This is a genomic window from Saccharopolyspora soli (assembly GCF_022678645.1).
GTDB classification, from domain to species: Bacteria; Actinomycetota; Actinomycetes; order Mycobacteriales; family Pseudonocardiaceae; genus Saccharopolyspora; species Saccharopolyspora soli.
Genome location: NZ_JALBWV010000002.1, coordinates 218,517 through 243,814 on the forward strand (window position 1 = coordinate 218,517; position 25,298 = coordinate 243,814).

At 69.0% G+C, this 25,298-nt stretch carries 22 protein-coding genes; 15 read left to right on the forward strand and 7 right to left on the reverse strand.

Features of this window, described 5'->3' with window-relative positions; translation table 11 throughout:
* Positions 1 to 70: 70 nt before the first annotated feature.
* A complete protein-coding gene (locus tag MOQ72_RS02475) occupies positions 71 to 2,935 on the forward strand; it encodes a translation initiation factor IF-2 N-terminal domain-containing protein (RefSeq protein ID WP_242180242.1) in 2,865 nt (954 codons plus the stop codon).
* A 64-nt stretch (positions 2,936 to 2,999) separates the two neighbouring features.
* Complete coding sequence (locus tag MOQ72_RS02480) at positions 3,000 to 3,911, forward strand: hypothetical protein (RefSeq protein ID WP_242180244.1); 912 nt, start codon at positions 3,000 to 3,002, stop codon at positions 3,909 to 3,911.
* Positions 3,912 to 3,984: 73 nt separating this feature from the next.
* On the opposite strand, the gene MOQ72_RS02485 is transcribed toward MOQ72_RS02480, so the two are convergent.
* The 4 genes from MOQ72_RS02485 to MOQ72_RS02500 all read right to left on the reverse strand — a co-directional run bounded on the left by MOQ72_RS02485 (position 3,985) and on the right by MOQ72_RS02500 (position 10,808).
* Positions 3,985 to 4,707, reverse strand: coding sequence for a helix-turn-helix transcriptional regulator (locus tag MOQ72_RS02485; RefSeq protein ID WP_242180246.1), 723 nt, complete (start codon positions 4,705 to 4,707; stop codon positions 3,985 to 3,987).
* 57 nt (positions 4,708 to 4,764) lie between these two features.
* Entirely contained in the window at positions 4,765 to 7,992 is a 3,228-nt protein-coding gene (locus tag MOQ72_RS02490; protein WP_242180249.1) for an arabinosyltransferase domain-containing protein, read from the reverse strand.
* Positions 7,993 to 8,127: 135 nt separating this feature from the next.
* A complete protein-coding gene (locus MOQ72_RS02495) occupies positions 8,128 to 9,108 on the reverse strand; it encodes a glycosyltransferase family 2 protein (protein ID WP_242180250.1) in 981 nt (326 codons plus the stop codon).
* A complete protein-coding gene (locus MOQ72_RS02500) occupies positions 9,105 to 10,808 on the reverse strand; it encodes a hypothetical protein (protein ID WP_242180253.1) in 1,704 nt (567 codons plus the stop codon). The genes MOQ72_RS02495 and MOQ72_RS02500 overlap by 4 nt, the downstream gene beginning before the upstream one ends.
* Positions 10,809 to 11,223: 415 nt before the next feature.
* On the opposite strand from MOQ72_RS02500, the gene rplU reads away from it, so the two are divergent.
* The 6 genes from rplU (at position 11,224) to MOQ72_RS02530 (ending at position 15,140) form a co-directional block, all read left to right on the forward strand.
* Positions 11,224 to 11,532, forward strand: a complete 309-nt coding sequence (gene rplU / locus MOQ72_RS02505; protein ID WP_242180255.1) for a 50S ribosomal protein L21 — start codon at positions 11,224 to 11,226, stop codon at positions 11,530 to 11,532.
* Between the two features lie 14 nt (positions 11,533 to 11,546).
* A complete protein-coding gene (rpmA, locus tag MOQ72_RS02510; RefSeq protein WP_242180256.1) occupies positions 11,547 to 11,804 on the forward strand; it encodes a 50S ribosomal protein L27 in 258 nt (85 codons plus the stop codon).
* A 118-nt stretch (positions 11,805 to 11,922) separates the two neighbouring features.
* A complete protein-coding gene (obgE, locus tag MOQ72_RS02515; protein WP_242180373.1) occupies positions 11,923 to 13,413 on the forward strand; it encodes a GTPase ObgE in 1,491 nt (496 codons plus the stop codon).
* Positions 13,410 to 14,531: a glutamate 5-kinase gene (proB, locus tag MOQ72_RS02520; protein ID WP_242180257.1), complete on the forward strand. Its 1,122-nt coding sequence runs from the start codon at positions 13,410 to 13,412 to the stop codon at positions 14,529 to 14,531. The genes obgE and proB overlap by 4 nt, the downstream gene beginning before the upstream one ends.
* 37 nt (positions 14,532 to 14,568) lie before the next feature.
* Positions 14,569 to 14,811 (forward strand): ribbon-helix-helix domain-containing protein, encoded by a 243-nt coding sequence (locus MOQ72_RS02525; protein WP_242180258.1) that lies wholly within the window; start codon positions 14,569 to 14,571, stop codon positions 14,809 to 14,811.
* Positions 14,808 to 15,140 (forward strand): type II toxin-antitoxin system PemK/MazF family toxin, encoded by a 333-nt coding sequence (locus tag MOQ72_RS02530; RefSeq protein WP_242180259.1) that lies wholly within the window; start codon positions 14,808 to 14,810, stop codon positions 15,138 to 15,140. Before MOQ72_RS02525 ends, MOQ72_RS02530 begins: the two co-directional genes overlap by 4 nt.
* A 15-nt stretch (positions 15,141 to 15,155) precedes the next feature.
* Here MOQ72_RS02530 and MOQ72_RS02535 read toward each other — a convergent pair whose 3' ends face one another.
* Together MOQ72_RS02535 and MOQ72_RS02540 are read right to left on the reverse strand one after the other, a co-directional pair.
* Positions 15,156 to 16,433, reverse strand: a complete 1,278-nt coding sequence (locus MOQ72_RS02535) for an MFS transporter (protein ID WP_242180261.1) — start codon at positions 16,431 to 16,433, stop codon at positions 15,156 to 15,158.
* Between the two features lie 141 nt (positions 16,434 to 16,574).
* Entirely contained in the window at positions 16,575 to 16,793 is a 219-nt protein-coding gene (locus tag MOQ72_RS02540) for an HC3 family zinc finger protein (RefSeq protein ID WP_242180262.1), read from the reverse strand.
* A gap of 259 nt (positions 16,794 to 17,052) precedes the next feature.
* Between MOQ72_RS02540 and MOQ72_RS02545 the strand changes: the two genes are divergently transcribed.
* From MOQ72_RS02545 to MOQ72_RS02560, 4 genes are all read left to right on the forward strand, one after another.
* Positions 17,053 to 17,904 carry a helix-turn-helix domain-containing protein gene (locus MOQ72_RS02545; protein ID WP_242180263.1) on the forward strand — a complete coding sequence of 284 codons (852 nt, stop codon included), beginning with the start codon at positions 17,053 to 17,055 and terminating at the stop codon, positions 17,902 to 17,904.
* A complete protein-coding gene (locus MOQ72_RS02550; RefSeq protein WP_372495260.1) occupies positions 17,901 to 18,098 on the forward strand; it encodes a DUF397 domain-containing protein in 198 nt (65 codons plus the stop codon). The genes MOQ72_RS02545 and MOQ72_RS02550 overlap by 4 nt, the downstream gene beginning before the upstream one ends.
* A 352-nt stretch (positions 18,099 to 18,450) precedes the next feature.
* On the forward strand, positions 18,451 to 19,533 hold the full coding sequence (locus MOQ72_RS02555; protein ID WP_242180266.1) for an RNA-guided endonuclease InsQ/TnpB family protein: 1,083 nt from the start codon (positions 18,451 to 18,453) through the stop codon (positions 19,531 to 19,533).
* A 37-nt stretch (positions 19,534 to 19,570) separates the two neighbouring features.
* The gene (locus MOQ72_RS02560; protein ID WP_242180268.1) at positions 19,571 to 19,726 is read left to right on the forward strand and encodes a DUF885 family protein; all 156 of its coding nucleotides are present in this window, start codon (positions 19,571 to 19,573) and stop codon (positions 19,724 to 19,726) included.
* A gap of 32 nt (positions 19,727 to 19,758) precedes the next feature.
* On the opposite strand, the gene MOQ72_RS02565 is transcribed toward MOQ72_RS02560, so the two are convergent.
* Positions 19,759 to 21,879 (reverse strand): RecQ family ATP-dependent DNA helicase, encoded by a 2,121-nt coding sequence (locus tag MOQ72_RS02565; RefSeq protein ID WP_242180269.1) that lies wholly within the window; start codon positions 21,877 to 21,879, stop codon positions 19,759 to 19,761.
* 114 nt (positions 21,880 to 21,993) lie between these two features.
* Between MOQ72_RS02565 and MOQ72_RS02570 the strand changes: the two genes are divergently transcribed.
* The 3 genes from MOQ72_RS02570 (at position 21,994) to MOQ72_RS02580 (ending at position 25,200) form a co-directional block, all read left to right on the forward strand.
* Positions 21,994 to 23,328, forward strand: a complete 1,335-nt coding sequence (locus MOQ72_RS02570; protein WP_242180272.1) for a glutamate-5-semialdehyde dehydrogenase — start codon at positions 21,994 to 21,996, stop codon at positions 23,326 to 23,328.
* Position 23,329: 1 nt separating this feature from the next.
* Complete coding sequence (locus MOQ72_RS02575) at positions 23,330 to 23,914, forward strand: TetR/AcrR family transcriptional regulator (RefSeq protein WP_242180276.1); 585 nt, start codon at positions 23,330 to 23,332, stop codon at positions 23,912 to 23,914.
* A gap of 80 nt (positions 23,915 to 23,994) precedes the next feature.
* Complete coding sequence (locus MOQ72_RS02580; RefSeq protein ID WP_242180278.1) at positions 23,995 to 25,200, forward strand: cytochrome P450; 1,206 nt, start codon at positions 23,995 to 23,997, stop codon at positions 25,198 to 25,200.
* Positions 25,201 to 25,298: the final 98 nt, after the last annotated feature.

Sequence of the window (25,298 nt, forward strand, 5' to 3'; positions counted from 1 at the left end):
GAGACCGAAGAACGCACATGCCTCTGTGCGGCCGCGTCCACCAGGACGCGCCCGGGGGCGGAGGAGCTGGATGTTGAACATGGATAGGCCCGCTGGGAACGCCAGCGGGCAATCGCCCACACCCACCCGAGAAGAGCAGGGCACGATCGAGCTGCCAGCCAAGCTTCGGGTGCACGCACTGGCCAAGCTGCTGGGCGCCAGCAGCCGGGACATCATCACGACGCTGGAATCGATCGGTGAATCGGTCCGCAGCGCCCAGTCGAACATCGACCGCGACGTCGCCCTGCAGGTGGTGCGAGCCCTGCACCCCGAGTTGCTGGCGGAGCCGTCGGCCGAGTCCGAACCAGCCGGTGAGCAGCCGCCTTCGGCAGTGCCAGCCGCCGACTTCGCGCCCGCCGGGGGCGAGCCGGACGCGTCCGCGGGACTGACGCCGGTCTTCGCCGCTCCGGAGGCGATGTTCCTGGCGCCGCAGCCGCCGGAGCAGCCGACCGCGCGCAAGGCCGAGCCGGCGGAACCCGCGGAAGTGAAGCCGGAGCCCGCTGAGGCCACCAAGACCGCCAAAACCGCCGAGCCAGCGGAGGCCGCCGAGAGCGAGGACGAGCCCGCTGGTCGTCGCCGTCGTCGGCGGGGCCGCCGGGGCCGCGGCCGGGGGCGCGGTGCCGACTCCGAGTCGGGTGCCGAGGAAGAGACGTCGGAGGCAACCGAGGACGCCAGCGGCGAAACCGCTGAACCAGCCGCGGAGGACAGCACCGAGGAACAGGCCGCCGAGTCCGAGGGTGGGGGTGAGTCCAACAGGCGTCGTCGTCGGCGCCGCCGCCGCAAGGGCTCTTCGGACGACGAGAGCGGCGCTCGCGAGGACGATCCGCCGAACACCGTCGTGCACGTCCGCGAGCCCGCCGCCGAGCCCCGCCAGGACAGCAGCGACGACGAGGTCCGCGCGGTCAAGGGCTCGACCCGCCTGGAAGCCAAGCGCCAGCGCCGCCGGGACGGCCGGGAGGCCGGGCGCCGGCGGGCGCCGGTGCTCTCCGAGGCGGAGTTCCTGGCCCGCCGCGAGTCGGTGGACCGCAAGATGGTGGTCCGCCAGAACGGCGACCAGACCCAGATCGCGGTGCTGGAGGACAACGTCCTCGTCGAGAACTTCGTGACCTCGTCGGGCTCCGGCTCCCTGGTCGGCAACGTCTACCTGGGACGCGTGCAGAACGTGCTGCCCAGCATGGAGGCCGCCTTCGTCGACATCGGCCGGGGCCGCAACGCGGTGCTCTACGCCGGTGAGGTGGACTGGGACGCGGCCGGACTGGCTGGCAAGGCCCGCCGCATCGAGCAGGCCCTGCAGACCGGCGATAGCGTGCTGGTGCAGGTCACCAAGGACCCGGTCGGTCACAAGGGCGCGCGGCTGACCACGCAGATCAGCCTGCCCGGCCGATTCCTGGTGTACGTGCCGGGCGGCGGCGCGACCGGCATCAGCCGCAAGCTGCCGGACACCGAGCGCAAGCGGCTCAAGGAGATCCTCAAGCGGATCGTGCCGGAGAACGCCGGGGTGATCATCCGCACCGCGTCGGAGGGCACCAGCGAAGCGGCGCTGGACCGCGACGTGCGGCGGCTGCAGGCCCAGTGGGAGGTCATCAAGGAGAAGGCCGAGACGCCCGGCGCGCAGGCCCCGCAACTGCTCTACGAAGAGCCGGACCTGCTGATTAAGGTCGTCCGCGACCTGTTCACCGAGGACTTCTCGGCCATGACGGTGCAGGGCCCCGACGCCTGGGACACCATCGAAGCCTACGTCCAGCACGTCGCGCCGGACCTGGCGCAGCGGCTGTCCAAGCACGTCGGCAAGAACGACGTGTTCACCGAGCAGCGGATCACCGAGCAGATCGCCAAGGCTCTGGACCGCAAGGTCTGGCTGCCCTCCGGTGGCTACCTGGTGATCGACCGCACCGAGGCCATGACGGTGATCGACGTCAACACCGGCAAGTTCACCGGCTCCGGGGGCAACCTGGAGGAGACGGTCACCCGCAACAACCTGGAGGCGGCCGAGGAGATCGTCCGGCAGCTCCGGTTGCGCGACATCGGCGGCATCATCGTCATCGACTTCATCGACATGGTGCTGGAATCCAACCGCGACCTGGTGCTGCGCCGCCTCACCGAATGCCTGGGCCGGGACCGCACCCGCCACCAGGTGGCCGAGGTGACCTCGCTGGGCTTGGTGCAGATGACCCGCAAGAGGGTCGGGACCGGCCTGCTGGAGGCGTACAGCAGCACCTGCGAGCACTGCCGGGGTCGCGGCCTGATCGTCTCGACCGAACCGGTCACGCATCCCAACGGCCATGCGACGACCAACGGCACCCGACGTAACCGGCACCGCGGCAAGCAGCAGGAGGGACCGGCGGAGCAGCCCGTCGTCGCCCCGGAGCCGCGCAGCGAGACCAAGCACGAGGCCGTGAAACCGGCGGAGCCGGTGCAGGCCGAGCCGGAGCCCGTGGCGGCGGAGCCGGTCGAGGTGGCGCCGGAGCCGGAGGCGAAGGCCGCGGAGGCTGCGGAGCCCGAGGCTGCGGAGCCGGTAGTGGCGGAGCCCGAGGCCGTGGCGCCGGTGGTGGCGGAGCCGGTGGCGACGCCCGAGCCGGAGCCCGAGCCCGCGCCGGTGGCGGAGACGACTCCGGTCGTCGAGCCGACCATCGTCGAACCCGTTCCGGAGCCCGTCGCGGCCGAGCCGGTGTCCGAACAGGCCGTCAACGGTCGGCCTCGTCGCAAGGTGACGCGGGCTGCGGGTAGTGCCGGTGCGCCGGTGACCCCGCTGGTGGTCAGCAAGCCAGCGGAGTCTCAGGAGCCCGCCGACAGCAGCATCCCGGACGTCGCACCGGCCGCGCCGGTTCGGCGGGTCCGCCGTGCCGCGTCGCGGCCTGCTGGGCCGCCGGTCGAGGACGCGCCCACCGAGGGCTGAGCAGTTGGTTGGAATGGCCGATTCGTTCAAGAGCGGATCGGCCATTCCCGGTTAGCGTCGGCCCATGATTCGATGCACCGCTGAGCTGGTGGCCGCCGCCGAGCAATTCGTCTGGTTGACCGCCCGCGTGCTGGAACAACGCCTGTTCGAGTTCTTGTTCGCCGACGGCGGCGCGGAAGGCGTGCTGGCCGCGCTCGATGCCTACCGCTGCGCGGATGGTGGCTACGGTTACGCCCTGGAACCCGATGCGCGCGGTCCGATCAGTCAGCCGTTGCAGACCTACACCGCGCTGGCGACCCTCGACGGGGTGGGGGAGTGCGGGGGCGCGACCGTGACACGGATCTGCGACTACCTGATGTCGATCACCCGCCCCGACGGCGGCGTGGCTGGGGGCGACCCGCGGCTGCGGGACTACCCGCACGCGCCGTGGATGCCGATCGCCGAAGAGCCGGAAGGGCAGTTGCTCACGACTAGTCTGCTGGCCGGGCTGCTGCACAAGAACCGGATCGAGCACCCGTGGCTCGCCGGGGCCACCGAGTTCTGCTGGGAGCGGATCGACCGGCTGACCGAAACCCATCCGTACGAGGCGCACGCGGCCGTGTCGTTCCTCGACCACGTTCCGGACCGGGATCGGGCGGGCGCCGTCGCCGAGCGGCTGGGCAAGATCGTGCGGGAACAGCGGCTGGTGCTGCTCGACCCGCAGCACCCCGAACAGGCTCGGCTTTCCCCCGGCTATGCGCCCGGTGAACTGCACGGCGTCTGGGACTACGCGGCGGAGCCGACGAGCTTGGCGCGACCCTGGTTCTCCGACGACGAAATGTCCCGCGGCCTCGACCACCTCGCCGACATGCAGGAGGCCGACGGCGGTTGGCCGATCCGCTGGCGTCATTGGGCGCCGGGCACCCGCCTGGAGTCACGCCCCCGCGTGGCGATCGGAGCACTGCTCACCCTGCGCGCCTACGACGAAGAGTCGTAGCCGTACGCGGCCAACTCCGCGCGGAGTCCGGTGTGGACTTCTAGCGGATGCGCCGAACCAAACCGCGCATCCGCTACGTGGCAGCGAAGTAGTGCCGTGGGGTAACACCGGTCAGCCGCCGGAATTCGCGCGTCAGGTGCGCTTGGTCGGCGTAGCCGACGGTGTGCGCGAGTTCCGCGAGCCCACCTCGACCTAGGCCGAGCCGCGTGGCCCGCTGGAAGCGGAGCACCCCGGTCAGGGTTTGCGGGCTGTATCCGACGGCGGCGGTGACCCGTCTGCGCAACTGCCGCTCGGACAGCCCGATGGCGTCGGCCAGCGCGGGGATCGACGGCGGTGCCGGGACGTCGAGGGCGGTCACCACAGGTGCGAGCGCCCGATCGGGCTCGTACTCCGCCAATCGCGCAAAGGCGAACTGCTCCAGGATCCGCTCCGCCTCGCGCTGGTCTTCGACCTCGCCCAGGCGTTCCACCACGGACTGTGCGGAAGCTCCGCAGACGTCGGTGCTGTCGACCTGGAGATCGCGCAGTTCGGTCGCGGGGATGTGGCCGAGCAGCAGGCGGGCGGCACCGGGTTTGGCGCGGATCCCGGTGATGCGGCTGCCCGGCGGCATCGTCGCGAGGCGAGCAGTGGTGTCCGGCCCGACCACGTCGAGGCGGTTGCCCATCCAGATCAGGTCCACGCAGCCGTCCGGCACGACGCGCTGCACGTAGCCGTCCTCACCCGCGCCATGCGTCCACACGCACGCGATCATCCCGGCCAGCGCCCCGACCGGCTGTCGCTCCCGATACCGACTCACCAGGCCATGATGCCCGCTCGCCCCGACACCGGGAACGTGCCGGGCACCCGATCCCGGTCAGTCGGTCTCGTCGTCGAAGGTCGGGATGTCGGTGCGGTCGTCGGAACTGGGCATGTCCCCCGGCAGTTCCAGGCCCTGCGTCAACGGACCGGGCGACCAGGTGCCCCAGTGGGTCTCCGAGTGCACCTCCATCGCCGCCTGCGCGGGCAGCGCGTCCGCCTCGTAGGGGTGCACCACGAACAGCGAGCCCCAGTCCTGCTGCGGATCGTTGCGCAGGTAGGTCGGCAGTTCGCGGACGCTCGACGCGACGGTCAGCCAGCCGAACGGGCCACCCACGTCCGGCGACGACCAGCCCTCGCCGATGTCGCGGACCAACTCGCCAGCCGACACCCGGAATTGCGGCATCTCGGCGATCCCGTTGTACAACCCGGAGATCCGCAGGCACGGGTGCACCAGCGCGGCAGGCCACTCCACGAAAGTCGCACCGTTGCCGATGACCTCGGTCATGCGGGTCAGCTTCGGCACCCGAGGCGCGCTGACCGACAGCCAGCCTTCCTGGCCGAGGGTCTGGTCGACCGCGATCATCCGCATCTTCGTCGCACCCTTGGCCTCTTCGCCGAGCATGTACCGGTGGTCCCGCCACCCCGGCGGCGGGCCCTGGTGCACGGTGTACCGCCCGGTGAGCTGGAAGCCGCGGTCGGTGTCCTTGCCGAATTCGAAGACGACGAAGTTCGCGCCGGTCTCCGCGCCCGCCAGGCTCAGCACCACCGGGACTTCGCCGTTGCGGGCCGATTCCGGCAGGTCATACCAGGGCGTGCGCAACTCGCCGGTGCCACTTCCGGCCTCGTCGTAGCTGCCCCACACCGGTGCGTTGTCCCCGCCGAACTGGTGCGGTGGCCGCCAATTCGGCGCCTCCGGGTCGGCGCCGTCGTTGACGGGCACCCCGGGGCGGGTGAAGCCGTCCTGTTTGGACTGGAGGTACTGCGCGGCGGTTTCCCGATCGGCCACGCGGCGTGGCGGGAGTTTCAGGTCCGCGTTCTTCGCGGGCGCGGCCACCGTCGGTTGCTGGGCCGACACCGGCAACACGCTGGCCTGCGGATCGGTCTCCACGTCGATGTAGTCCGACAACCCGCAACTGGACCCGGTGAGCTGCTTGATGTTGTCCGTACCCAGGGTGTAGCTGTTGCCCTGCTCCTGGATCGCTTTGCCGAACGCGGCGAGCTCACCCAACACCATCAGCGCGCACAACAGCGAAAGCGGCGCGGTGCCCAGCCGCAGCGCTCGGCTCCGCTTCTCCGGGCTGTCCCAGCGCTCGTCGACGACCTTCGGGTTGTTCTCGTCGATGCGCAGGTGCTCGACCAGCGCGATGATCCCGGCTATCCCGGCGAAGATCAGGAACAGCGTGCTGGCCCGATGTCCGTCGATCGATGGCGGCTTGTCGAACCACGGTATGCCCCAACCCGAGACGTACCACCAGGCGTTCGGCCCGGTCACGGCGAACGCCAGGATCACCATCAACCCGGCCACGAACGCCGCCCGGTTCCGCCGCGACCGCAGCACGGTGCTGCTGGTCGCGAGCGCGGTCAGGGCCGCCAGCGCGCCGCCGAACGCGGCGAAGATGCCGAAGTGGTGGGTGTGCTTGGTCGGGGTCAGGGCGAGCACCACGAAGCACAGCCCGGTGATCGCCAGCAGACGTCGGCTCGGGCCGAGCGCGGCGCCCCGAATCCGCCCGCGCCGCAACAGCACCACCGCGCAGGTCGCCAAGCACAGGATCACCAGCAGCACCGGGAACCGGCGGGTCAGCGAACCGTCCGGGCTCTGGCTGAACAGCAGGCTGTAGCGGTTGAGCTCCTCGTACCAGCGGCCGTTCGGGCCGAAGGTGGTCTTGAGCTCCAACGCGTCCATGACCGACTGCCAGGTCTGGTCGTAGAACACCAACGTCAGGATCACGAACCCGGACGCGGCGATCGGCGCCAGCACCGGCACCCAGCCGAATTCCTGGGCCCGCTTGCGCACCAACCGGAACAGCGGCTTCACCGCGGCGATGTAGGGCAGCACCGCGACGAGTCCATGCGGGTTGGCGCCCACCGACAACGCGGCGCCGACCAAGCCAAGCCCCGCTGGCATCAGCCGTCCAGTCGCCACCGAGCGCTCGACGGCGCACAGCGCGAGCAGCGAGAACAACACCACGACCGGCTCAGCGCGGAGCCCGTTGTTGTAGGGCAGCCAGAACGCCAGGAACACCGCCGCGGCGGCCCAACCGGCGGCGTTGCTGCGGCGCACCTGCTGGCCGAGCCGGGGCAGGATCTCGCGGCTGATCAGCAGCCAGCTGACGATGCCCATCAGCAGTGCGGGCAACCGCACCCACGGCGTGGACGTCGAAATCTGCACCCACAGCGAATAGAACTCGTAGAACCACCCGAACGGCGACTCGGGGTTGGCGAACCAGCGGTAGTAGTTGCTGACGTACCCAGCGCTCTGCGCCGACCGCACCATGCTCAGCACGTAGCCGTCGTCGGAGGTCATCGCGCCGACCAGCCACCACACGACCAGCGCCGCGTAGACCGCCGCGTCGCGCAAGGTCGGCTTCCACCAACCGCGCGGGACCAGGCGCGGCGCGCGCCGCCCGGCCCGCACGTCCAACCGGTGCAAGCAGATCACCGAACCGACGAACGCCGCCAAGGCCAGCGCGATCACCACGATCTTCAGCGGAGTCGCGTAACTGCTGAACCGGTTGTCGACGCGAGCTTCGAAGGACAGCCCGCGCACGTCGTCCACGGCGTTGTCCAACGAGGAATAGATGCCGGTCAGCTGGGGCCGCTGGTCACCGCCGATGCGTGCCCACTGCTGGTTGCCGATGCTGGACGTGGTCCCGGAGGCGTTGGCGCGCACCGCGATCGTGCAGTTACCGGCGGGCAGCGCCACGGTGCTCACCTGCTGCCCCTTGGAGAACAGCGCGGCCTGACCGTTGTCGACCTGCAACACCAGGCCGGTCAGCTTGCCGTAGTCCGACGACGGCGGGTTGGTGCTCAGCAGAATGCCCGGACCGTTGGTGCGCGCGTCCAGGCCGCGCGCCGCGGCGCACGGCACCTTCGCGTTGAGCCACAGCGGCGAGTACGCGACCAGCGGCGCGGAAACCGATCTGGTGCCCTGCGCGGTTGGCCACCGCAAGGTGACCACGTCGTGGTTGACGGGTAAGAACGGCACGAGCAGCGCCAGCACGGTGCCGACGAGCCCGAGGAGTGAGGCGAACAGCCGAAGTTTCTTCGCCGACCCAGGGTGCACGGGGGAACCATACGGGCGCTTGCTGTCCGCTGTTGTGCGCACCCCATGCGGCGCGTCGGAACACGCCCGCTCGCGTGGGGGAATCCCGTTCTTACCGAAATTCCCACCGAAGTCATCGCGCGGCGTGGGTGGGCGTCAGCCGCTCTGCGCGCGGTCTCCGGTGGTCGTGTGGTCGGACACGAGCACGTCCACGTCGTGGTGCCGCCCGGTCCGGTGCAGCACCAGTTCGGCGAGCAGGCCGAGGGAGACCATCTGCACCGCGAAGATCTCCAGCAGGATGCCCAGCGTCAGCAGCGGGCGGGTGCCGATCGACTGGTCGGTGAACAGCCAGACGCCGCTGAGGTAGAGCAGGACCAGCGTGCCGATGGTCCCGGCCAGCAGCCCGAGCCCGCCGAAGAGGTGAGCCGGGCGCCGCCCGTAGCGGGTGAGCGTGACGACGGTGAGCAGGTCCAGCGCGCCGCGCACGTAGCGCTCCAGTCCGTAGTTGGACTTGCCGTGCACCCGCGGCCGGTGGTGCACCGCGAGCTCGCGGACCCGGTAGCCGAGCTGGTGCGCCAACGCCGGGATGTAGCGGTGCAGTTCGCCGTACAGCGGAACCCGCTGGTAGACCTCCGTTCGCGCCGCCTTGAGCCCGCAGTTGTGGTCGGCCAGCTTCAGCCCGGTGATCAGTCCGGTGATCCAGTTGAACACCTTCGACGGCAGCCGCTTGCCCAGCGGGTCCTGCCGCTGCGCCTTGTACCCGCTGACCAGGTCCGCCGGTTCGGCGCCGTCGAGTTCGTCCAGCAGTCGGGGGATCTCGGCGGGATCGTCCTGCAGGTCGGCGTCCAGCGTGACCAGCAGCCGACCGTGCACCTCGGCAACCCCGGCGGCCAGCGCGGCGGCCTTGCCGAAGTTGCGCCGCAACCGGATGCCGCGGAACCGGGGATCCGACCGGGCTTGCTCGGCGATCATCCGCCAGCTGTCGTCGGTGCTGCCGTCGTCGACGACCAGCAGTTCCCAGGACCGGTTCTGCTGTTGCATCGCCTCGCGGATCTCGGCGAACAGCTGGGGCAGGTTCTGCTGCTCGTTCTTGGCCGGGGCGAGCAGCGAGACCTCCGGACGCGCGCTTTCAGTCATGACGTGACCTGCGGGCTTTCGGTGAGAGGCCGGATCCACCAGCCGTCGGGGAAGCGGAAGGCGACGCGCAGCGGGCCGGGCTGCGCCGGGGCGACCGCCTGGAAGCCCAGCCCGATCTCGATGCCGGGTGTCTGGGCCTCGGCGTCCGACCGCGGGATGTCGACCACCCCGCCGCCGACCACGGTGCCGGTCTGGTCGAGCGCGGCGACGCACTGGGCCCGCTCGATCCCGGAGATCGCCCAGCCCTTGAGCAGCCGGGCCCCGCCGTGGATCTGGTCGGTCTCGACGTTGAGCACCACGTCGCGGCCGTCCGGGCGCGGCTCGCGCAGCGCGCCAACGCTGGGCGTTCGCCAGTTGGCGGTGCTGATCCGATCGCCGATCGTCACGCCATCGGGGCAGCCCAGGGTGAATTCGGCGGAGAACGGGTAGTGCCCCAGCGCCCGCAGTCGCGGCAGCAGCCGATCCGGCTCGGGGAACCGGTCGATGAACGCATCGGGGTGGCCGATGCGCGCGGCGATGGCCAGCAACTCCTGGTTCGGCGCATCGGCCCGCACGCTCTGCGCCACGGGAGCGCCGAGCGCGACGGTGGCCAGCACCGTGCTGGCGACGGCCACGGTGCGGATCTTCGGCCAGCGCGGCCAGCTGACCACGATCACCAGCACCGCGATCCACAGCGCGGCGGTCATGCTGTTGTAGCGGCTCTGCAACCCGGCGGATTCGCCGAACGCGGCGCGCGAGCCGGAGATCATCACCGCGCACCCGATCGCGTAGACCGCCAGCCCCCACCAGACGGCAGCGCTGCGGCGCTCTTGCTGGCTCTGCCGGGCGTGCAGCACCAGCACTGCCAACCCCGCCACGCCCGCGACCAGCGCGATCGACGGTTCGGTGCCGGTCCAAACCATGCCGAGCATGCTCAGCCCGGCGAGCAGCGCTTGCGCCGGATCGTCGGTCGGCGAACTGCCACCACCGCCCTGCGGCCCGCGCAGCACCAGCCAGGCACCCACCGCGAGCACACCGACCACCAGCGGCGCGGCGACCCAGCGGCGTCGATCGCCGCGCAGCCAGGCCACCAGGGCCAGCGCAGGCCACACCGCGAACGACGTGCCGTAGCTGATCGATGCCAACAGGCCGAAGCCGATCGCCAGCACCCGGTGCTCCCGCTGCATCGCCAGCACCGCGGCGAGCACCAGCAGCAATGCGAGGATCCAGGACGCCCCGCTCATCGAGCGCACGTAGTTGTGGATGCCGTGCGGGTTGAACACCAGCGTCGAGGAAGCGACCACCAGCCCGGCGCGCTGCCACGGGTTCAGCTCCTCGGGCAGCATCGCCCACACCAGGAGCACGCAGCCGATGCCGAAGGCGATGATCAGCAGCCCCAACGGCTGGTTCAGCCCGTGCCCGAACCGGGCGCTGAGCCAGAACAACAGGCTCGGCAGCACGAACGGGTGCTCGTTGCGGAAGCCGAACAGCGCCATCGGGCGCAGCGTCCCGTCGTCGTTGGTGATGTCGAGCAGCACCCACCAGTAGTCGTAGAAGTGCATCTGCGGATAGCGCAGCACTTCCCGAAGCATCATCAGCGGCGGTACCGCGGCCAGCAGGCCCAGGAGCACCGGGCCGAACCGGCGCAGCGGTGCGCGACCCGGCGGGGATTCGGGGACGGCGCGATCGTCGCGGTCGGTCTTGGATGCGATGTCAGTCACGCTGTGTGTCCCCAGATTCATCAGAACGGCGACTCAAGGTAGCAAGCGCAGGTCCAGGCGGGGCACTTTCGAAAGTTGGTTGGCGCGATTTGACCTCTCGGATCCAGCGGCCGTAGCCTGACGCGGCTCACCTGCCATCGGCTTGCGCAGCCGGTTCGGCGCGTGCTGCCGCCCCGGTCGATCGGGACCCGGAAAGCGGTCTGTATGATGGGTGAGAACTTCTCGCCGCCGGACGGGCGGAGAGGTTAAACGCCTGTTTCGGGTGCGGTAGCCCGTGCGCTCGGCTGCCGAGACAGGAACCCACCGAGGCGCTGCACCGGCGGCGTGGTAGGAATCCTCGATCACGCGGTCGGGGTGGACGTCCGCCGCAGACCTGGTGAAGTAGCGAAACCGAGCAGCAGGAGACTTCCGACTCATGTACGCGATCGTCAAGACCGGCGGCAAGCAGTACAAGGTGGCTGTCGGGGACGTCGTCGAGGTCGAGAAGCTCGATGGCGAGCTGGGCTCCGAGGTCCGTTTCCCGGCGCTTCTGGTCGTCGATGGCTCTGAGGTCACGACCGACGCCGACGCGCTGGCCAAGGTGTCGGTGACCGGCAAGCTGGTCGAGCAGACCAAGGGCCCCAAGATCCGCATCCACAAGTTCAAGAACAAGACCGGCTACCACAAGCGCCAGGGTCACCGGCAGAAGCTGACCCGCGTTGAGGTCACCGGCATCACGAAGTGAGGACCTGAGTAGTCATGGCACACAAGAAGGGCGCTTCCAGCTCTCGGAACGGCCGCGACTCGAACCCCAAGTACCTCGGGGTGAAGCGCTACGGCGGCCAGGTCGTCAAGGCCGGTGAGATCCTTATCCGGCAGCGGGGCACCAAGTTCCACCCCGGTCTCAACGTCGGACGGGGCAACGACGACACCCTGTTCGCACTGTCCGCTGGCACCGTCCAGTTCGGACGTTACCGCGGCCGCAAGGCCGTCAGCGTGCTGCCGGTCGAGGTCTGACCCGGCTCTCGACTGCGAGTACTTCCCGACGAGGGGCGGGTCCGGCTAGTCCGGCCCGCCCCTCGTCGTTTGCGCCGGGCGCCAGCACAGTTCCGCCGGGTCAGCTCGGCCGTATTTCCTGGAGGCATTCGTGTCGCGGTTCGTTGACCGCGTGACCATCCACGTCGCGGCAGGCGACGGCGGGCATGGCTGCGCCTCGGTGCACCGGGAGAAGTTCAAGCCGCTCGGCGGCCCGGACGGCGGCAACGGTGGCAAGGGCGGCGACGTGCGGCTGGTGGTCGATCCCGGCGTGCACACGCTGCTGGACTTCCACTACCGGCCGAACGCGCGCGCCGCCAACGGCAAGCCGGGCAAGGGCAGCATGCGCAACGGCGCGGTGGGCGAGGACCTGGTCCTGCCGGTCCCGGACGGCACCGTGGTGCTGACCCCGGACGGCGAGGTGTTGGCCGACCTGGTCGGCACCGGCACCACGTTCGTGGCGGCCGCTGGCGGTCGCGGTGGGCTGGGCAATGCGGCGCTGGCCTCCAAGGCCCGCAAGGCACCGGGCTTCGCGCTGCTCGGTGAGCCGGGGGACCAGTTCGAACTGGTCCTGGAGTTGAAGTCGGTCGCCGACGTCGGTCTGGTCGGGTTCCCTTCGGTGGGCAAGTCGTCGCTGATCTCGGTGCTGTCCGCGGCCCGGCCGAAGATCGCCGACTACCCGTTCACCACGCTGGTGCCCAACCTCGGCGTGGTCACCGCGGGCGAGACGGTGTTCACCGTGGCGGATGTGCCGGGTCTCATCCCAGGCGCCAGCGAGGGCCGTGGACTGGGTCTGGATTTCCTGCGCCACATCGAGCGCTGCGCGGTCCTGGTGCACGTGGTGGACTGCGCCACGCTCGAACCCGGCCGCGACCCCGTGTCCGATGTGGACGCGCTGGAGGCCGAGCTCGCGCAGTACACGCCCGCGCTGAAGGCGGAACAGAGCGGCCAGGATCTGGCATCCCGGCCGCGCATGGTCGTGCTCAACAAGATGGACGTGCCGGAAGCACGGGAGCTGGCCGACCTCGTCCGAGCGGATGTCGAGGCACGCGGCTGGCCGGTGTTCGAGGTGTCCACCGCATCCCGGGAAGGGTTGCGCGAGTTGAGCTTCGCGATGGCCGCCGAGGTCGAGCGCTACCGAGCGCAGCTGCCGCCACCGGAGCCAGCGCGAGTGGTGGTCCGACCTGCGGCGGTGGACAGCGGCAGCTTCACCGTCGAACCCGACCCGGAGACCGAGGACGCGTACGTGGTGCGCGGCGAGAAGCCGGAGCGGTGGGTGCGGCAGACCGACTTCGGCAACAACGAGGCGATCGGCTTCCTGGCCGACCGGCTGGCGAAGCTCGGTGTGGAGGAGGCGCTGGCCAAGCGGGGCGCGCAGCCGGGCAGCCAGGTGACCATCGGCCAGATGACCTTCGACTGGGAGCCGTCCACCCCGGCCGGGGTGGCGGGTGTGCTCGGCCGCCGCGGCACCGACCTGCGGATCGACCAGGACGACCGGGTCCCGGCTTCGGAGCGCAAGGCCGCGAAGAAGGCGCGGCGCGGCTCGCTGGACGAATTCGGCCGGTACGTCGAGGAGGAGGACGACCGGTGAACGATCAGCCCTCGGCGACCAGGAAAGCGGTCGCGGCGGCGCAGCGGGTCGTGGTGAAGGTCGGGTCGTCGTCGTTGACCACGACCGAGGGGGGCTTGGACGCCGCACGGCTGGCGACGTTGGTCGACACGGTGGCCCGGCGAGTGGCGTCCGGTGGCCAGGTCGTGCTGGTGTCGTCGGGTGCGATCGCGGCCGGAATCGCACCGCTCGGGCTGCGTCGCAGGCCGAAGGATCTCGCGACCCAGCAGGCCGCGGCGAGCGTCGGTCAGCAGGCGCTGGCGCATGCGTACGCCGAATCGTTCTCGCGCTACAGCCTGACCGTCGGCCAAGTGCTGCTTACCGCGGACGACGTGGTGCGACGCGGCCACTACCGCAACGCGCAGCGCACCTTGAACCGGCTGCTCGGCCTCGGCGCGGTGCCGGTGGTCAACGAGAACGACACGGTCGCCACGACCGAGATCCGCTTCGGTGACAACGACCGGCTGGCTGCGTTGGTGTCGCACCTGGTAGGTGCCGACGCGTTGATCATGTTGTCCGATGTGGACGCCCTGTACGACGGAGATCCGCGCCGTGGCGACGCATCGGTGATCCGCGAGGTCAACGGCGATGCGGACATGGCCGGGGTGCACGCGGGGCGCACCGGCGCGTCCGGACTGGGTACCGGCGGCATGGCGTCGAAAGTGGAGGCGGCGAAAGTCGCGTGCTCATCGGGTATTCCGGTGCTGCTGACCTCCGCCGCGCTGGCCGAGCGAGCGCTTGGCCCAGCCGATGTCGGCACCGCATTCGCCGCGACCGGCAGCAGGCTCTCGGCCCGCCGCTTCTGGCTCGCGCACGCGGCCGGAGCCAACGGCCGTCTGTGGCTGGACGACGGGGCGGTAGCGGCGGTGGTCAAGCGCCGCCGATCCCTGCTGGCCGCGGGCGTCACCGCGGTGGAAGGGGCCTTCGACGGCGGCGACGTGGTCGAACTGGTCAACCCGGCAGGTGAGGTGGTGGCCCGCGGTGTGGTCGCCTACGACGCGGCGGAACTACCGGAACTGATCGGCCGGTCCAGCCACCAGCTGCCCCCGGAACAACGCCGCGAGGTAGTCCACGCGGACGACCTCGTCCCGCTGCGATAGGGTACCGATCTGGTAGTCGCATCGGTATACTGGAAGTATGACTACCACGATCAAAGTTCCGGAAGACTTGCGCGACCGGATCGCGGACCGGGCGCGTAGCCGACACGTGTCACAGGCCGAGGTGGTAGCCGAAGCCCTCGACGCCCTGGACCAGCGAGAGTTCTGGTCGGCGGTCGGCGCAGCGTATGCGCGTTTGCAGGACTCTCCTGAAGATTGGGCTGAATACGTGCGGGAACGCGACGAATGGGTGGGTGCTCGGCTCGTGGACGAGCAGGGATGAAGCCTGGAACGATCACCTTCGCAAAGCCCGATCCCACAGTGGGGCGAGAACAAACGAGCTGGCGGCCGGTCCTGGTCGTCTCAAGTGCGGAGTATGCCCATTTCATTCCGGGACTGGTCATCGCCGTGCCCCTGACGACCCGCGATCGAGGGCTGCCGCACCATGTTTCGGTGACAGGTGAGGCCATGGGTTTGAAAAGCCCCACCTGGGCGCTGAGCGAGCAAGTGTGTGCGGTTTCGACGGACCGACTCCGAAAACCGGTTGGCGAATGCGACCAGCGGACCCTCGTTGAAGTCCGTTCCGTGCTGCGCCGCTTTCTCGACCTGTAGAACGCCTGATTTGAATCAGCGGAGTTCGGTGGCGCGGGTTTCGGGGAGCGTGCGGATCACGAAGAACGCGATCGCCGCGCCGATGGCGATGTACCAGAAGAACATCGTCGACAGGTCGTAGCGGGCCAGCGCCTGGATCACCAGCGGTGCGGTGCCGCCGAATGTCGCGACGGTCAGGTTGTACCAGGCGCCGATGCCCAGGCCGCGCAGTTCGGTGGGGAACAGCTCCGACATGATCGCCGGTGCGATGGAGGTCATCGCGGTGTACAGCGCGACTCCGACGCAGAACACCACCAGCAGATTTCCCAAACCGGGTCGGACGAGCGTGGACAGCGGCACGATGAGGATCGCGGTGGCCGCCGACCAGACCAGCAGTTGCGGCTTGCGGCCGATGCGGTCCGACAGCGCTCCCATCGGGTACTGCAGGGCGATGAAAATCGCGGTGGCGATCGACAGGGCGAGGAACACATCGGTGGCGCTGGCCTCGCGGTTGTTCACCGCGAACGGGGTCAGCGCGCTGAAGAACGTGTAGTAGCACAACGTCGACAGCATGCTGAAACCCACGAGTTGGCCGACTGCCTTGGGGTGGTGCGTCAGCGTCATCCACAGTGGATTCTTCAGCGCCTTCGCCTTCGCCTGGTTCTCCTCGAACTGCTCGGTCTCGTCGAGCGTGCGGCGCAACCAGATGCCGAGCAGGCCGAGCACCCCGCCGATCAAGAACGGGATCCGCCACCCGAAGTCGGTGAGCTGGTCCTTGGTGAGCAGCGCGGTCAGCACGTAGCCGAGCAGCGAGGCGATCAGCAGCGCGGCACCCGTGGAGATGTAGAAGAACGAGGAATAGCGACCCCGCTTGGGAGGCGGTGCGATCTCCGCCAGGTACGCCGAGGCGTTGGACACTTCGCCGCCTAGCGAAAGGCCCTGGCCGACGCGGGCCAGGATCAGCAGGATCGACGCCGCCCAGCCGATCGTGTGGAAGGACGGCAGCAGGCCGATGATCAGCGAACCACCGGCCATCAGCGAGATGGTCAGCAGCATCGCCGTCTTGCGGCCTCGGAGGTCGGCGAACCGGCCGAGCAGCCAACCGCCCAACGGGCGGAAGAAGAACGCCAGCGCGAAGGTGGCCAACGTGTTGATCAGCGCGAGTTCACCGGGGAAGAACGCCGAGGCGAAGTAGACGCTGAAGGCCGTGTAGATGGTCCAGTCGTACCACTCGATCGCGTTGCCGATGCTGGCGGCGACCAGCGTGCGAACGGGCAATCGGGATTCCTCGGTCGTCGCTGCGTCGTGCGCCATCGCATCCTCCGGTTTCGTGGCAGGACGCCCTTGCTCCGGAGAAGCTCGCGCTCCGGACCTCGAACGGGTGACGACACAGTACGGTCTGCGCCGCCCGCGCGGAAGGTCCGGATTCAGCCAGTGGGAATGACCGGCTGCCCGCTAAACCGGGCCGATGGGGGTACCGGCCAGTTCGTGCGCGGTCTTGTTGCACTCCGGGCAGGTCGTCCACAGCCATGCCACCTCGGAGTTGTCCACGGTGATCTGCGCGCCGCACAACGCCTCGATCTGCGTGTCGGCCGGATATCCACCACGGGGTCGGGGTTTCAGCGTAGCGTGCCGTTGTCCTTCACCGGGTTGCCAGCGAAACGGGTGGGGCATGCACGATCACCGCCTGTTCCAGGTCGACTGGAGGCGACCGCCGCGCGCCATCGCGGGAGGTGTCGCGTCCGGGCAGCCGCTTCGGAGGGACGACGCCGACGGGAACAGGCCGCGCCACGCAGTTGCGGGACTGGCTGGGATCCGCCTGCCGAGCTCCTGATCGGTCGTCACGCGTACCATTCTGGTGGTACTGAAACGGCTGGCCAATTACCTGAACAGGTAGTAGTTACCAGCCTCGAATTCTGTTTCGCTGTGTTTCATGAGTCGTACCACTGGTGGCACGCCGAAAGCCCGTGCACTTGGCGCTGAACTGCGCGAAGCCAGGGAAGCTACTGGCAAGAGCCTGCGTGTGCTGGCACAGGAGCTCGACACCAATCACGTCAAACTGATGCGGTACGAGACCGGAAAGTCCGTGCCGCCGCCGGAAGTAGTCGCCGCATTTGTCACCGCATTGGGCGTTTCGGCTACCGAACGTGATCGACTTGTCGAGATGGCGCGCGATGCCGACGCACCTAACTGGCTCACCGCGGATCGGTCCGGGGTGCGGCAGGAACTGACCGCGCTGATCGAGTTCGAGCGCACCGCCACGCGCATCACCAACGTCGCCACCGGACTGATTCCGGGGCTGCTGCAGACCTCCGACTACGCGCGTGCCGTGATGCGCGGCAAACCGGTCGGCGAGGTCGAGAAGCTGGTGCTGATGCGCGTCGGTCGCCGGGAGATCCTCTCCGCGCGCAATGCGCCGCAGCTGATGACGATCATCAGCGAGCATGCGCTGCGGGAGCCGATCGGTGGACATGCGGTGATGGCGGAACAACTGCGCAAAGTGGAGGAGCTCGCCAGCTGGCCCAACATCCGGGTTCGGGTCGTGCCAAGCGGTTCGACGATGTGGCATCCCGGTCACGTGGGGCCTTTCGTCGTCTTCGAGTTCCCCAAAGCGCAACCGATCGTCCACTTGGAGCACTACCGGTCGGCGGCGTTTCTGTACAACCCAGGACTCGCGCAGGAATACCTGGACGCGATCACTACCCTGCTCTCGTTCGCGATGGACGACGCCGAATCGATCGGGTTCATCGCCAAGTGTGCGAACGAGATGGAGGCTATTGCGTGATTACGGCACAGCCGGTCGGTTGGCGGAAGTCGAGCCGGTCGGCGCAGGAAACCGACTGCGTCGAGGTCGGTCGCGCCGGTGACGGCGCAGCGGTCCGGGATTCGAAACTTCGGGCTGCGGGATACTTCACGGTGTCCGGTGCGCAGTGGCGATCCTTCATCGCCGGAGTGCGCGCCGGTCGGTTCGATTTCTGAAGGCCGCCCCCTGCGGTGCCCTCGGCTCGTGGTTCGAGGGCACCGAGGCTGGTTTTCCGCAGACCTTTTGCGATCAGCCGGTTTTCGGACTCATATCGGGTGAATGCACCGCCAGCGGTAGCGCCGCCTGCGGGCGGGGATCAAGTCTTCTGTAGTAGATAGTGATCATGGCGAAGTTCCGCATGTATCCGACAGCGCAGCAGGAGCAGCAGATGCTTCTGCATTGTGCGCACGCCCGGTACGTGTGGAACCTCGCAGTTGAGCAGCACTCGCACTGGAAACCCGGGCGCGCGGCTGCTCCCGGATTCGTGGAGCAGTGCCGCCAGCTCACCGAAGCCCGTGCCGAAAACGAGTGGCTCCGCGCTGGCAACGTCGACGTCCAGCAGCAAGCACTCAAGGACTTCGCCCCGCTAAAACCCGGTTCTTCCAGTCCGGGTTCGGTCATCCTTCGTGGCGCAAGAAGCACTGGCACGAGGGTTTCCGAATCATCGGCACCGACCGGGTGCCTGCGGCCAACCTGGACGGCAGCCCAGTGCTCAACGGCGAGGGCAAACAGGTCATGCACCGGCGGGTGGTGGTGCAGAAGCTCAACCGCAAGTGGGCGCAGGTCAAGGTTCCTGATTGTGGATGGGTGCGGTTCCGGCTCACCCGTCGAGACCTGCCTTCGGCCAAGACGTTCCGAGTGACCTATCGGAACAACGGGTGGCATGTGGCGTTCGCAACTGTGCCCGAGCCGATCGACGCACCCGGCAACGGAGAGAAGATCGGCATCGACCGGGGTGTGGCCATCACCGCCGCGTTGTCGGATGGGCGGACGTTGAACTGTCCGCAGTTGTCCAGCAAGGAGCAAGCGGAGATCCGTAAGCATCAACGGAGGGGCGCCCGTGCACCCAAGAACAGCGCCCAGAAGACGGCCGAGTACGCGAAGGTCGCCAAACTCAAGGCACGGGAAGCCAACCGGCGCAAGGACTGGTGCGAGAAGACCAGCACCATGCTCGCTCGCGACTTCGATGTGATCCGGTTCGAGAAGCTGAACATCAAGAACATGACCGCCTCCGCGAAGGGGACGGCCGAGCAACCCGGCTGCAATGTCCGCGCCAAAGCCGGGTTGAATCGGGTGATCCTCGCCCAGGGATGGGGCCTGTTACATCGCCGCACCGGCGAGAAGGCTCCTGGTCGGGTTGAGGACGTTCCGTCCCCGTACACGTCTCTGCGGTGCAGCGACTGTGGGTGGATCGACAAGAACTCTCGCAAGAACCAAGCTGAGTTCGTATGTTCTGCCTGTGGTTTCGCCTGCAACGCGGATCTCAACGCTTCGTTCAACGTCGCGGCAGGACAGGATGGCAAAAAACGCCCCAGGCCAATGGCCTGTGCCGGAGGGACGACACCGCGCACGCGGTCGAGCGTCCGTGAACCTCAACTCTTGCTCTGGTGAGAGTTGGAATCCCCGCCTGAACTCCAGGCCGGGGAGGATGTCAACTGCTGCCGGGTCCAGCCAAAGGCGTGCTGGAGATCCACTCGGCGCGGACTTCGACCTCCGCGCCTTCCACGACGTGGTGCTCGGCAACGGCCCGCTGCCGATGCCGTTGCTCGACGAGGTAATCGCGAACTGGGCCAGCAGTCGTTGAAACCGCTGATTCGATTTCGCGAGTGGTAATAGTCAGCTCGTGGTGGCCAGGGTGAAGGGCAGCACCGCCGGGGCACCGGCCTGGCGGAGCAGGCGGCTGGCGACCGTGATGGTCCAGCCGGTGTCGACGTAGTCGTCCATCAGCAGCACCGGTCCGTCCAGTGTGGACAACTTGGTGGTGAGGTCGGCGGGCACCTTGAACTGCGGCCACAACGACGCCACCCGCTGAGCGCTGTTCGTGGCCCGCCGAGGCGTCGTGTTCGGGTTCGTCAACACCTCGCCGAGCAGCGGCAACCGGCCGATCGCGGCGATCCGCTCCGCCAGGCTGCGCACCAGTCGCGGCCGGGTCCGCGACCCGAGCGCGACCACACCCACCGGACGTTGCGCCCAGTCCCAGGCGGCCAGCACTTTGATCCCGGCCTGGAACAGGTCGTCCGGCAGCTCCTGGTCCGGTGTGCCGGTGCCGAGCAGTTCGCGGAGCCGGTTGCCCCAACCGATGTCGGTGAGCCGTCCGATCGCGCGGCCCTCGGCGGCCTGCTCGCCAGCGGCGAGCTTGCCGGAGGCCGGAACGTCCAGCGCGTCCATGCCGCTCGGCCACATCTTGCGCGGCGAAACCGCCACGCCGGGTCGCCGCAGCCGTTCTTCCGCCTCCTGCACCGCGTGTTCGTCGACGTCGGCGGCGTATCCGGAGCCGGTGCAGTTGTCGCAGCGCCCGCACGGTTGCGCCTGCGGGTCGTCGAGCTGGTGCCGCAGGAACTCCATCCGGCAGGACGAGGTACCGAGGTAGTCGAGCATCGCCTGCTGCTCGGACTTCCGCTCCACCGCGATGCGCTGGTAGCGCTCGGCGTCGTAGTGCCAGGGCTGCCCGGTGGCCTCCCAGCCGCCCTTCACCCGGCGCACGGCGCCATCGACGTCGAGCACCTTGAGCACCATCTCCAGCCGGGTGCGACCCAGCTCCACGTGCGGTTCAAGAGCAGCCGTCGACATCCGCCCCTGCTGTCCCAGCGCGTCGAGCACGGCGCGGACCGTGGGCTCGGGCGGGAACGCCAGCGACGCGAAGTAGGTCCAGATGTCGCGGTCCTCCGGGCCGGGCAGCAGCAGTACCTCCGCCCGCTGCACACCGCGCCCGGCGCGACCGATCTGCTGGTAGTAGGCGATCGGCGAGGACGGCGCCCCGAGGTGCACCACGAAGCCGAGGTCAGGTTTGTCGAAGCCCATGCCCAGCGCGGAGGTCGCCACCAGCGCCTTGACCCGGTTCGCCAGCAGGTCCGCCTCGGCCTGCTGGCGCTCGCCCGGGTCGGTGCGCCCCGAGTAGGACGCCACCTGGTAGCCCTGGTCGCGCAGGTAGGCCGCGATCTCGTCGGTCGCCGCCACGGTCAGGGTGTAGATGATCCCCGAACCGGGCAGCTCCGCCAGGTGGCTGGCCAGCCAACCCAGCCTGGCCTGCGCCGTCGGCAACCGGACCACGCCCAGCCGCAGGCTCTCCCGGTCCAGGCTGCCGCGCAGCACCAGCGTTTCCTGCGGATCGGCGTGCTCACCACCCACGCCGAGCTGATCGGCCACATCCTGCACGACGCGGTCGTTGGCGGTGGCGGTGGTCGCCAGCACCGGCACGCCTTCCGGCAGTTCGGCGAGCAGCGTCCGCAGCCGCCGGTAGTCCGGGCGGAAGTCATGACCCCAGTCGGAGATGCAGTGCGCCTCGTCCACCACCAGCAGACCCGCGCTCTGCGTGAGCTCGGGCAGGATCGTGTCGCGGAAGTCGGGGTTGTTCAGCCGTTCCGGGCTGACCAGCAGCACGTCGACCTCACCGGCGGCGACCTGCTCCTCGATGTCGGCCCACTCCTCGGGGTTGGCCGAGTTGATCGTCGCGGCGTGCACACCGGCGGCCGCGGCAGCGTCGACCTGGTTGCGCATCAGCGCCAGTAGCGGCGAGACGATCACCGTCGGGCCTTCGCCGAGCTCGCGCAGCAGCGCGGTGGCGATGAAGTAGACCGCGGACTTGCCCCAGCCGGTGCGCTGCACGACGAGCGCGCGGCGGCGTTCCAGCACCAGCGCGCGGATCGCGCTCCACTGGTCTTCGCGCAGCGCGGCATCGGCGCCTGCCAGCGCGCGGAGTCGGTCGTCGGCGAGTTCGCGCAGCGCGTTTTCGTCCACCTCCCGATTCCTACCGGAAGCCCCCGACGGGCCAGATCCGGGGGCGTGCGACAGCGGAGGATCCGGCCGGAAATCCGATGTCGGGCCGTTGTCCGAACGGACTAGGCTGGAACGGTGACCACCACCGAGTTCACGACCAAGGCGTCCGGTGACGAGCTGCGGGAGCAGGTCCGCGACGCGGCGCGGCGGGCCAAGCGCGCGGCGGCCGAGCTGGCGCAGGCCACCCGGAGCACCAAGGACGCGCTGCTGCACGCGATGGCTGATGCCCTGGTGCGGCGAGCGCCGGAGATCCTCGCCGCCAACGACCGCGACGTCGCCGCTGGTCGCGAGTCGGGCATGCCGGAGTACATGATCGATCGGTTGGGTCTGAGCCCGGAGCGCATCGCGGCGATGGCCGACGGGCTGCGCGTGGTCGCCGGGCTGCCGGACCCGGTCGGCGAGGTGGTGCGCGGCAGCACGCTGCCCAACGGATTGCAGTTGCAGCAGGTCCGGGTACCGCTCGGTGTGGTCGGGATCGTCTACGAGGGTCGCCCCAACGTCACGGTGGACGCTGCCGGGCTGACGCTCAAGGCGGGCAATGCGGTGCTGCTGCGGGGATCGTCCTCGGCGGAGCAGTCCAACACGGCGTTGGTGTCGATCCTCGCCGACGTGGTCAGCGAGCACGGCCTGCCCGCTGATTCGGTGCAACTGCTGCCCTGCCACGACCGGGCGTCAGTCCAGCACTTGATCACGGCGCGAGGGCTGGTCGACGTGGTGATCCCGCGCGGCGGCGCGGGGCTCATCGCGGCCGTGACCGAGCAGGCGACGGTCCCGGCCATCGAGACCGGGGTGGGCAACTGCCACGTGTACGTCGACGCGAGCGCCGACGTGGACACGGCGCTGCGCATCCTGCTCAATTCCAAGGCGCGGCGCCCCAGCGTCTGCAATGCGGCGGAGACGGTGCTGGTGCACAAGGACATCGCCGAGGAGTTCCTGCCGCAGGCGTTGGTCGAACTGCACAACGCGGGAGTGACCGTGCACGGCGACGAACGCGTTGTCGCCGCTGGTGGCCCGAACGTGGTTCCGGCGACCGAGGAGGACTGGGACACCGAGTTCCTGTCGCTGGACATCGCCGCGGCGGTGGTGGATTCGTTGCCCGATGCCGTCGAGCACATCCGCACCCACGGCTCCGGGCACACCGAGGCCATCGTGACCAGTGACGTCCGGGCCGCGCGGCAGTTCACCGCGCAGGTCGACGCTGCGGCCGTGATGGTCAACGCCTCCACCGCGTTCACCGACGGTGGCGAGTTCGGGATGGGTGCGGAAATCGGTATCTCCACGCAGAAGCTGCATTCCCGCGGCCCGATGGGACTGCCCGAGCTGACCTCCACGAAGTGGCTGGCCTTCGGTGACGGGCACGTACGGCCGGGCACCGCCCCGGCGAACGTGAGTTCTTCGCCGGGGAGCTGAGTTGACCGGGGCGCCGCGCCGCAAACGGGATGCGGCCGCCACCAAGGAAGCGCTGCTGCAAGCGGCCTCGGAGCTGTTCGCCGAACGCGGCTTCAACGCGACCACGGTGCGCGACGTGGCGGCGCGGGCCGGGGTGAACCAGGCGTTGTTGTTCCGCTACTTCGGCTCCAAGCAAGAGCTTTTCGCAGAAGTTCTCAGCCACAACAGCAGCCGGGTGCTCAACGCTCAGCCACCCGAGGAACTGCCGTGGCGGATGCTCAGCAACCTCCTGTCCGCGGAGCAGCGCAGCGGTGACGAGCACCCGATCGCCGCGATGCTGCGCTCCTACAGCGATGAGCGCGCGGCGCAAGTGCTGCGCGAGGAGTTGGGCGCGAAATACGCCGCCCGGCTCGCGGAACTCACGGACGCCTCGGACGCGGAGCTGCGCGCGGATCTCGTGCTCGCCTGGCTGTTCGGCATTGGCATGGTTCGTTCGGTGCTGGGCAAGACGCCGTTGCGCGATGCCGATCCGGACGCGGTCGCCCGGTACGTGACGCGCGCGATTTCCGTTCTGCTGGAACGAGTGGACGTTCCGGACGAACGGTGATGGAGCCGTGCGCAGCTGTTCCGGCGCACGTACGGTGTGATGTAAGCGCCCGCTTACATCACGTCCACCAGGAGCTGTGCATGACCACCACGGAGCCGAGGACCTATCCGTTCAGCCAAGCCGAAGCGCTGAACCTCGATCCCATCTACGCGCGGCTGCGCAAGCAGGAGCCGCTGACCCGAATCCGGCTGCCCTACGGCGAAGCGGCCTGGCTGGCGACCCGCTACGAAGACGCCAAGATCGTGCTGGGCGATCCGCGGTTCAGCCGCGCTGCCGCGTTCGACCACGACGAACCGCGGATGCGGCCGCAAACGTCGACCGGCGGGCTGCTCACCATGGACCCGCCCGATCACACCCGGCTGCGCAAGCTGGTCGCGAAAGCCTTCACCGCACGCCGCGTCGAACAGTTGCGGCCGCGCACCCAGCAGATCGCGGACGGTCTCGTCGACAAGGTGCTCGAACATGGCGGACCTGTCGATCTGGTCGAGGAATTCGCGCTGCCGCTGCCGATCACCGTCATCTGCGAACTGCTCGGCGTGCCCTACGCCGATCGCCGTGACTTCCGGGTGTGGTCGGATGCGTTCCTGTCGACCACGAAGCTCACCCCGGAGCAGGTGGTCGACTACATGAACCGGATGATGGGATACATGGCCGGGTTGATCGCCGAACGCCGCGCGTTACCGGCCGACGATCTGCTCAGCGCGTTGATCGCGGCCCGCGACGAGCAGGACCGGCTCTCCGAAGAGGAAATGGTCCGGTTGGCCGCCGGGATCCTGGTGGCTGGACACGAAACCACCGCGACGCAGATCCCGAACTTCGTCTACGTGCTGCTCAGCCACCCGGCGCAGCTCGCGGAACTCCGCGCGGACCTCGACGGGATGCCGCAGGCCGTCGAGGAGCTGTTGCGTTACGTGCCGCTCGGTGTCGGCGCGGGTTTTCCGCGCTACGCCACCGAAGACATCGAGTTGGGCGGCGTGCTCGTCCGGGCTGGTGAGCCGGTGCTGGTCAGCTCCTCCTCGGCGAACCGCGACGAGTCGGTGTTCAGCGATCCGGAACAGCTCGACCTGACCCGGCAGGAGGTATCGCACATCGGTTTCGGGCACGGCCCGCACCACTGCCTCGGTGCCCAACTCGCGCGGATGGAGCTGCAGGTCGCCCTGAGCACGTTGTTGCGCAGGTTGCCGGGGTTGCGCTTCGCGACCTCCGCTGCGGACGTCGAGTGGAAAACCGGCATGCTGGTCCGCGGCCCGCAGCGGATGCTGGTGTCGTGGCACGGTGTCGAGTGAGCTCGCCGAAGAGCCTGTTTCCAAGCTCGTTTTGCGTGGCGGTGCGGGTGGCGGAACCTCAGAGGCTTTCTCGACTCCGGGATCCCCGACATCATGTA

Excerpts from the sequence above, each read along its gene's own strand:
- MOQ72_RS02475 (WP_242180242.1), top strand. The coding sequence starts at position 71 with ATGTTGAACATGGATAGGCCCGCTGGGAACGCCAGCGGGCAATCGCCC.
- MOQ72_RS02480 (WP_242180244.1), top strand. The coding sequence starts at position 3,000 with ATGATTCGATGCACCGCTGAGCTGGTGGCCGCCGCCGAGCAATTCGTC.
- MOQ72_RS02495 (WP_242180250.1), bottom strand. The coding sequence starts at position 9,108 with ATGACTGAAAGCGCGCGTCCGGAGGTCTCGCTGCTCGCCCCGGCCAAG.
- rplU (WP_242180255.1), top strand. The coding sequence starts at position 11,224 with ATGTACGCGATCGTCAAGACCGGCGGCAAGCAGTACAAGGTGGCTGTC.
- rpmA (WP_242180256.1), top strand. The coding sequence starts at position 11,547 with ATGGCACACAAGAAGGGCGCTTCCAGCTCTCGGAACGGCCGCGACTCG.
- MOQ72_RS02525 (WP_242180258.1), top strand. The coding sequence starts at position 14,569 with ATGACTACCACGATCAAAGTTCCGGAAGACTTGCGCGACCGGATCGCG.
- MOQ72_RS02530 (WP_242180259.1), top strand. The coding sequence starts at position 14,808 with ATGAAGCCTGGAACGATCACCTTCGCAAAGCCCGATCCCACAGTGGGG.
- MOQ72_RS02535 (WP_242180261.1), bottom strand. The coding sequence starts at position 16,433 with ATGGCGCACGACGCAGCGACGACCGAGGAATCCCGATTGCCCGTTCGC.
- MOQ72_RS02540 (WP_242180262.1), bottom strand. The coding sequence starts at position 16,793 with ATGCCCCACCCGTTTCGCTGGCAACCCGGTGAAGGACAACGGCACGCT.
- MOQ72_RS02545 (WP_242180263.1), top strand. The coding sequence starts at position 17,053 with ATGAGTCGTACCACTGGTGGCACGCCGAAAGCCCGTGCACTTGGCGCT.
- MOQ72_RS02560 (WP_242180268.1), top strand. The coding sequence starts at position 19,571 with ATGTCAACTGCTGCCGGGTCCAGCCAAAGGCGTGCTGGAGATCCACTC.
- MOQ72_RS02580 (WP_242180278.1), top strand. The coding sequence starts at position 23,995 with ATGACCACCACGGAGCCGAGGACCTATCCGTTCAGCCAAGCCGAAGCG.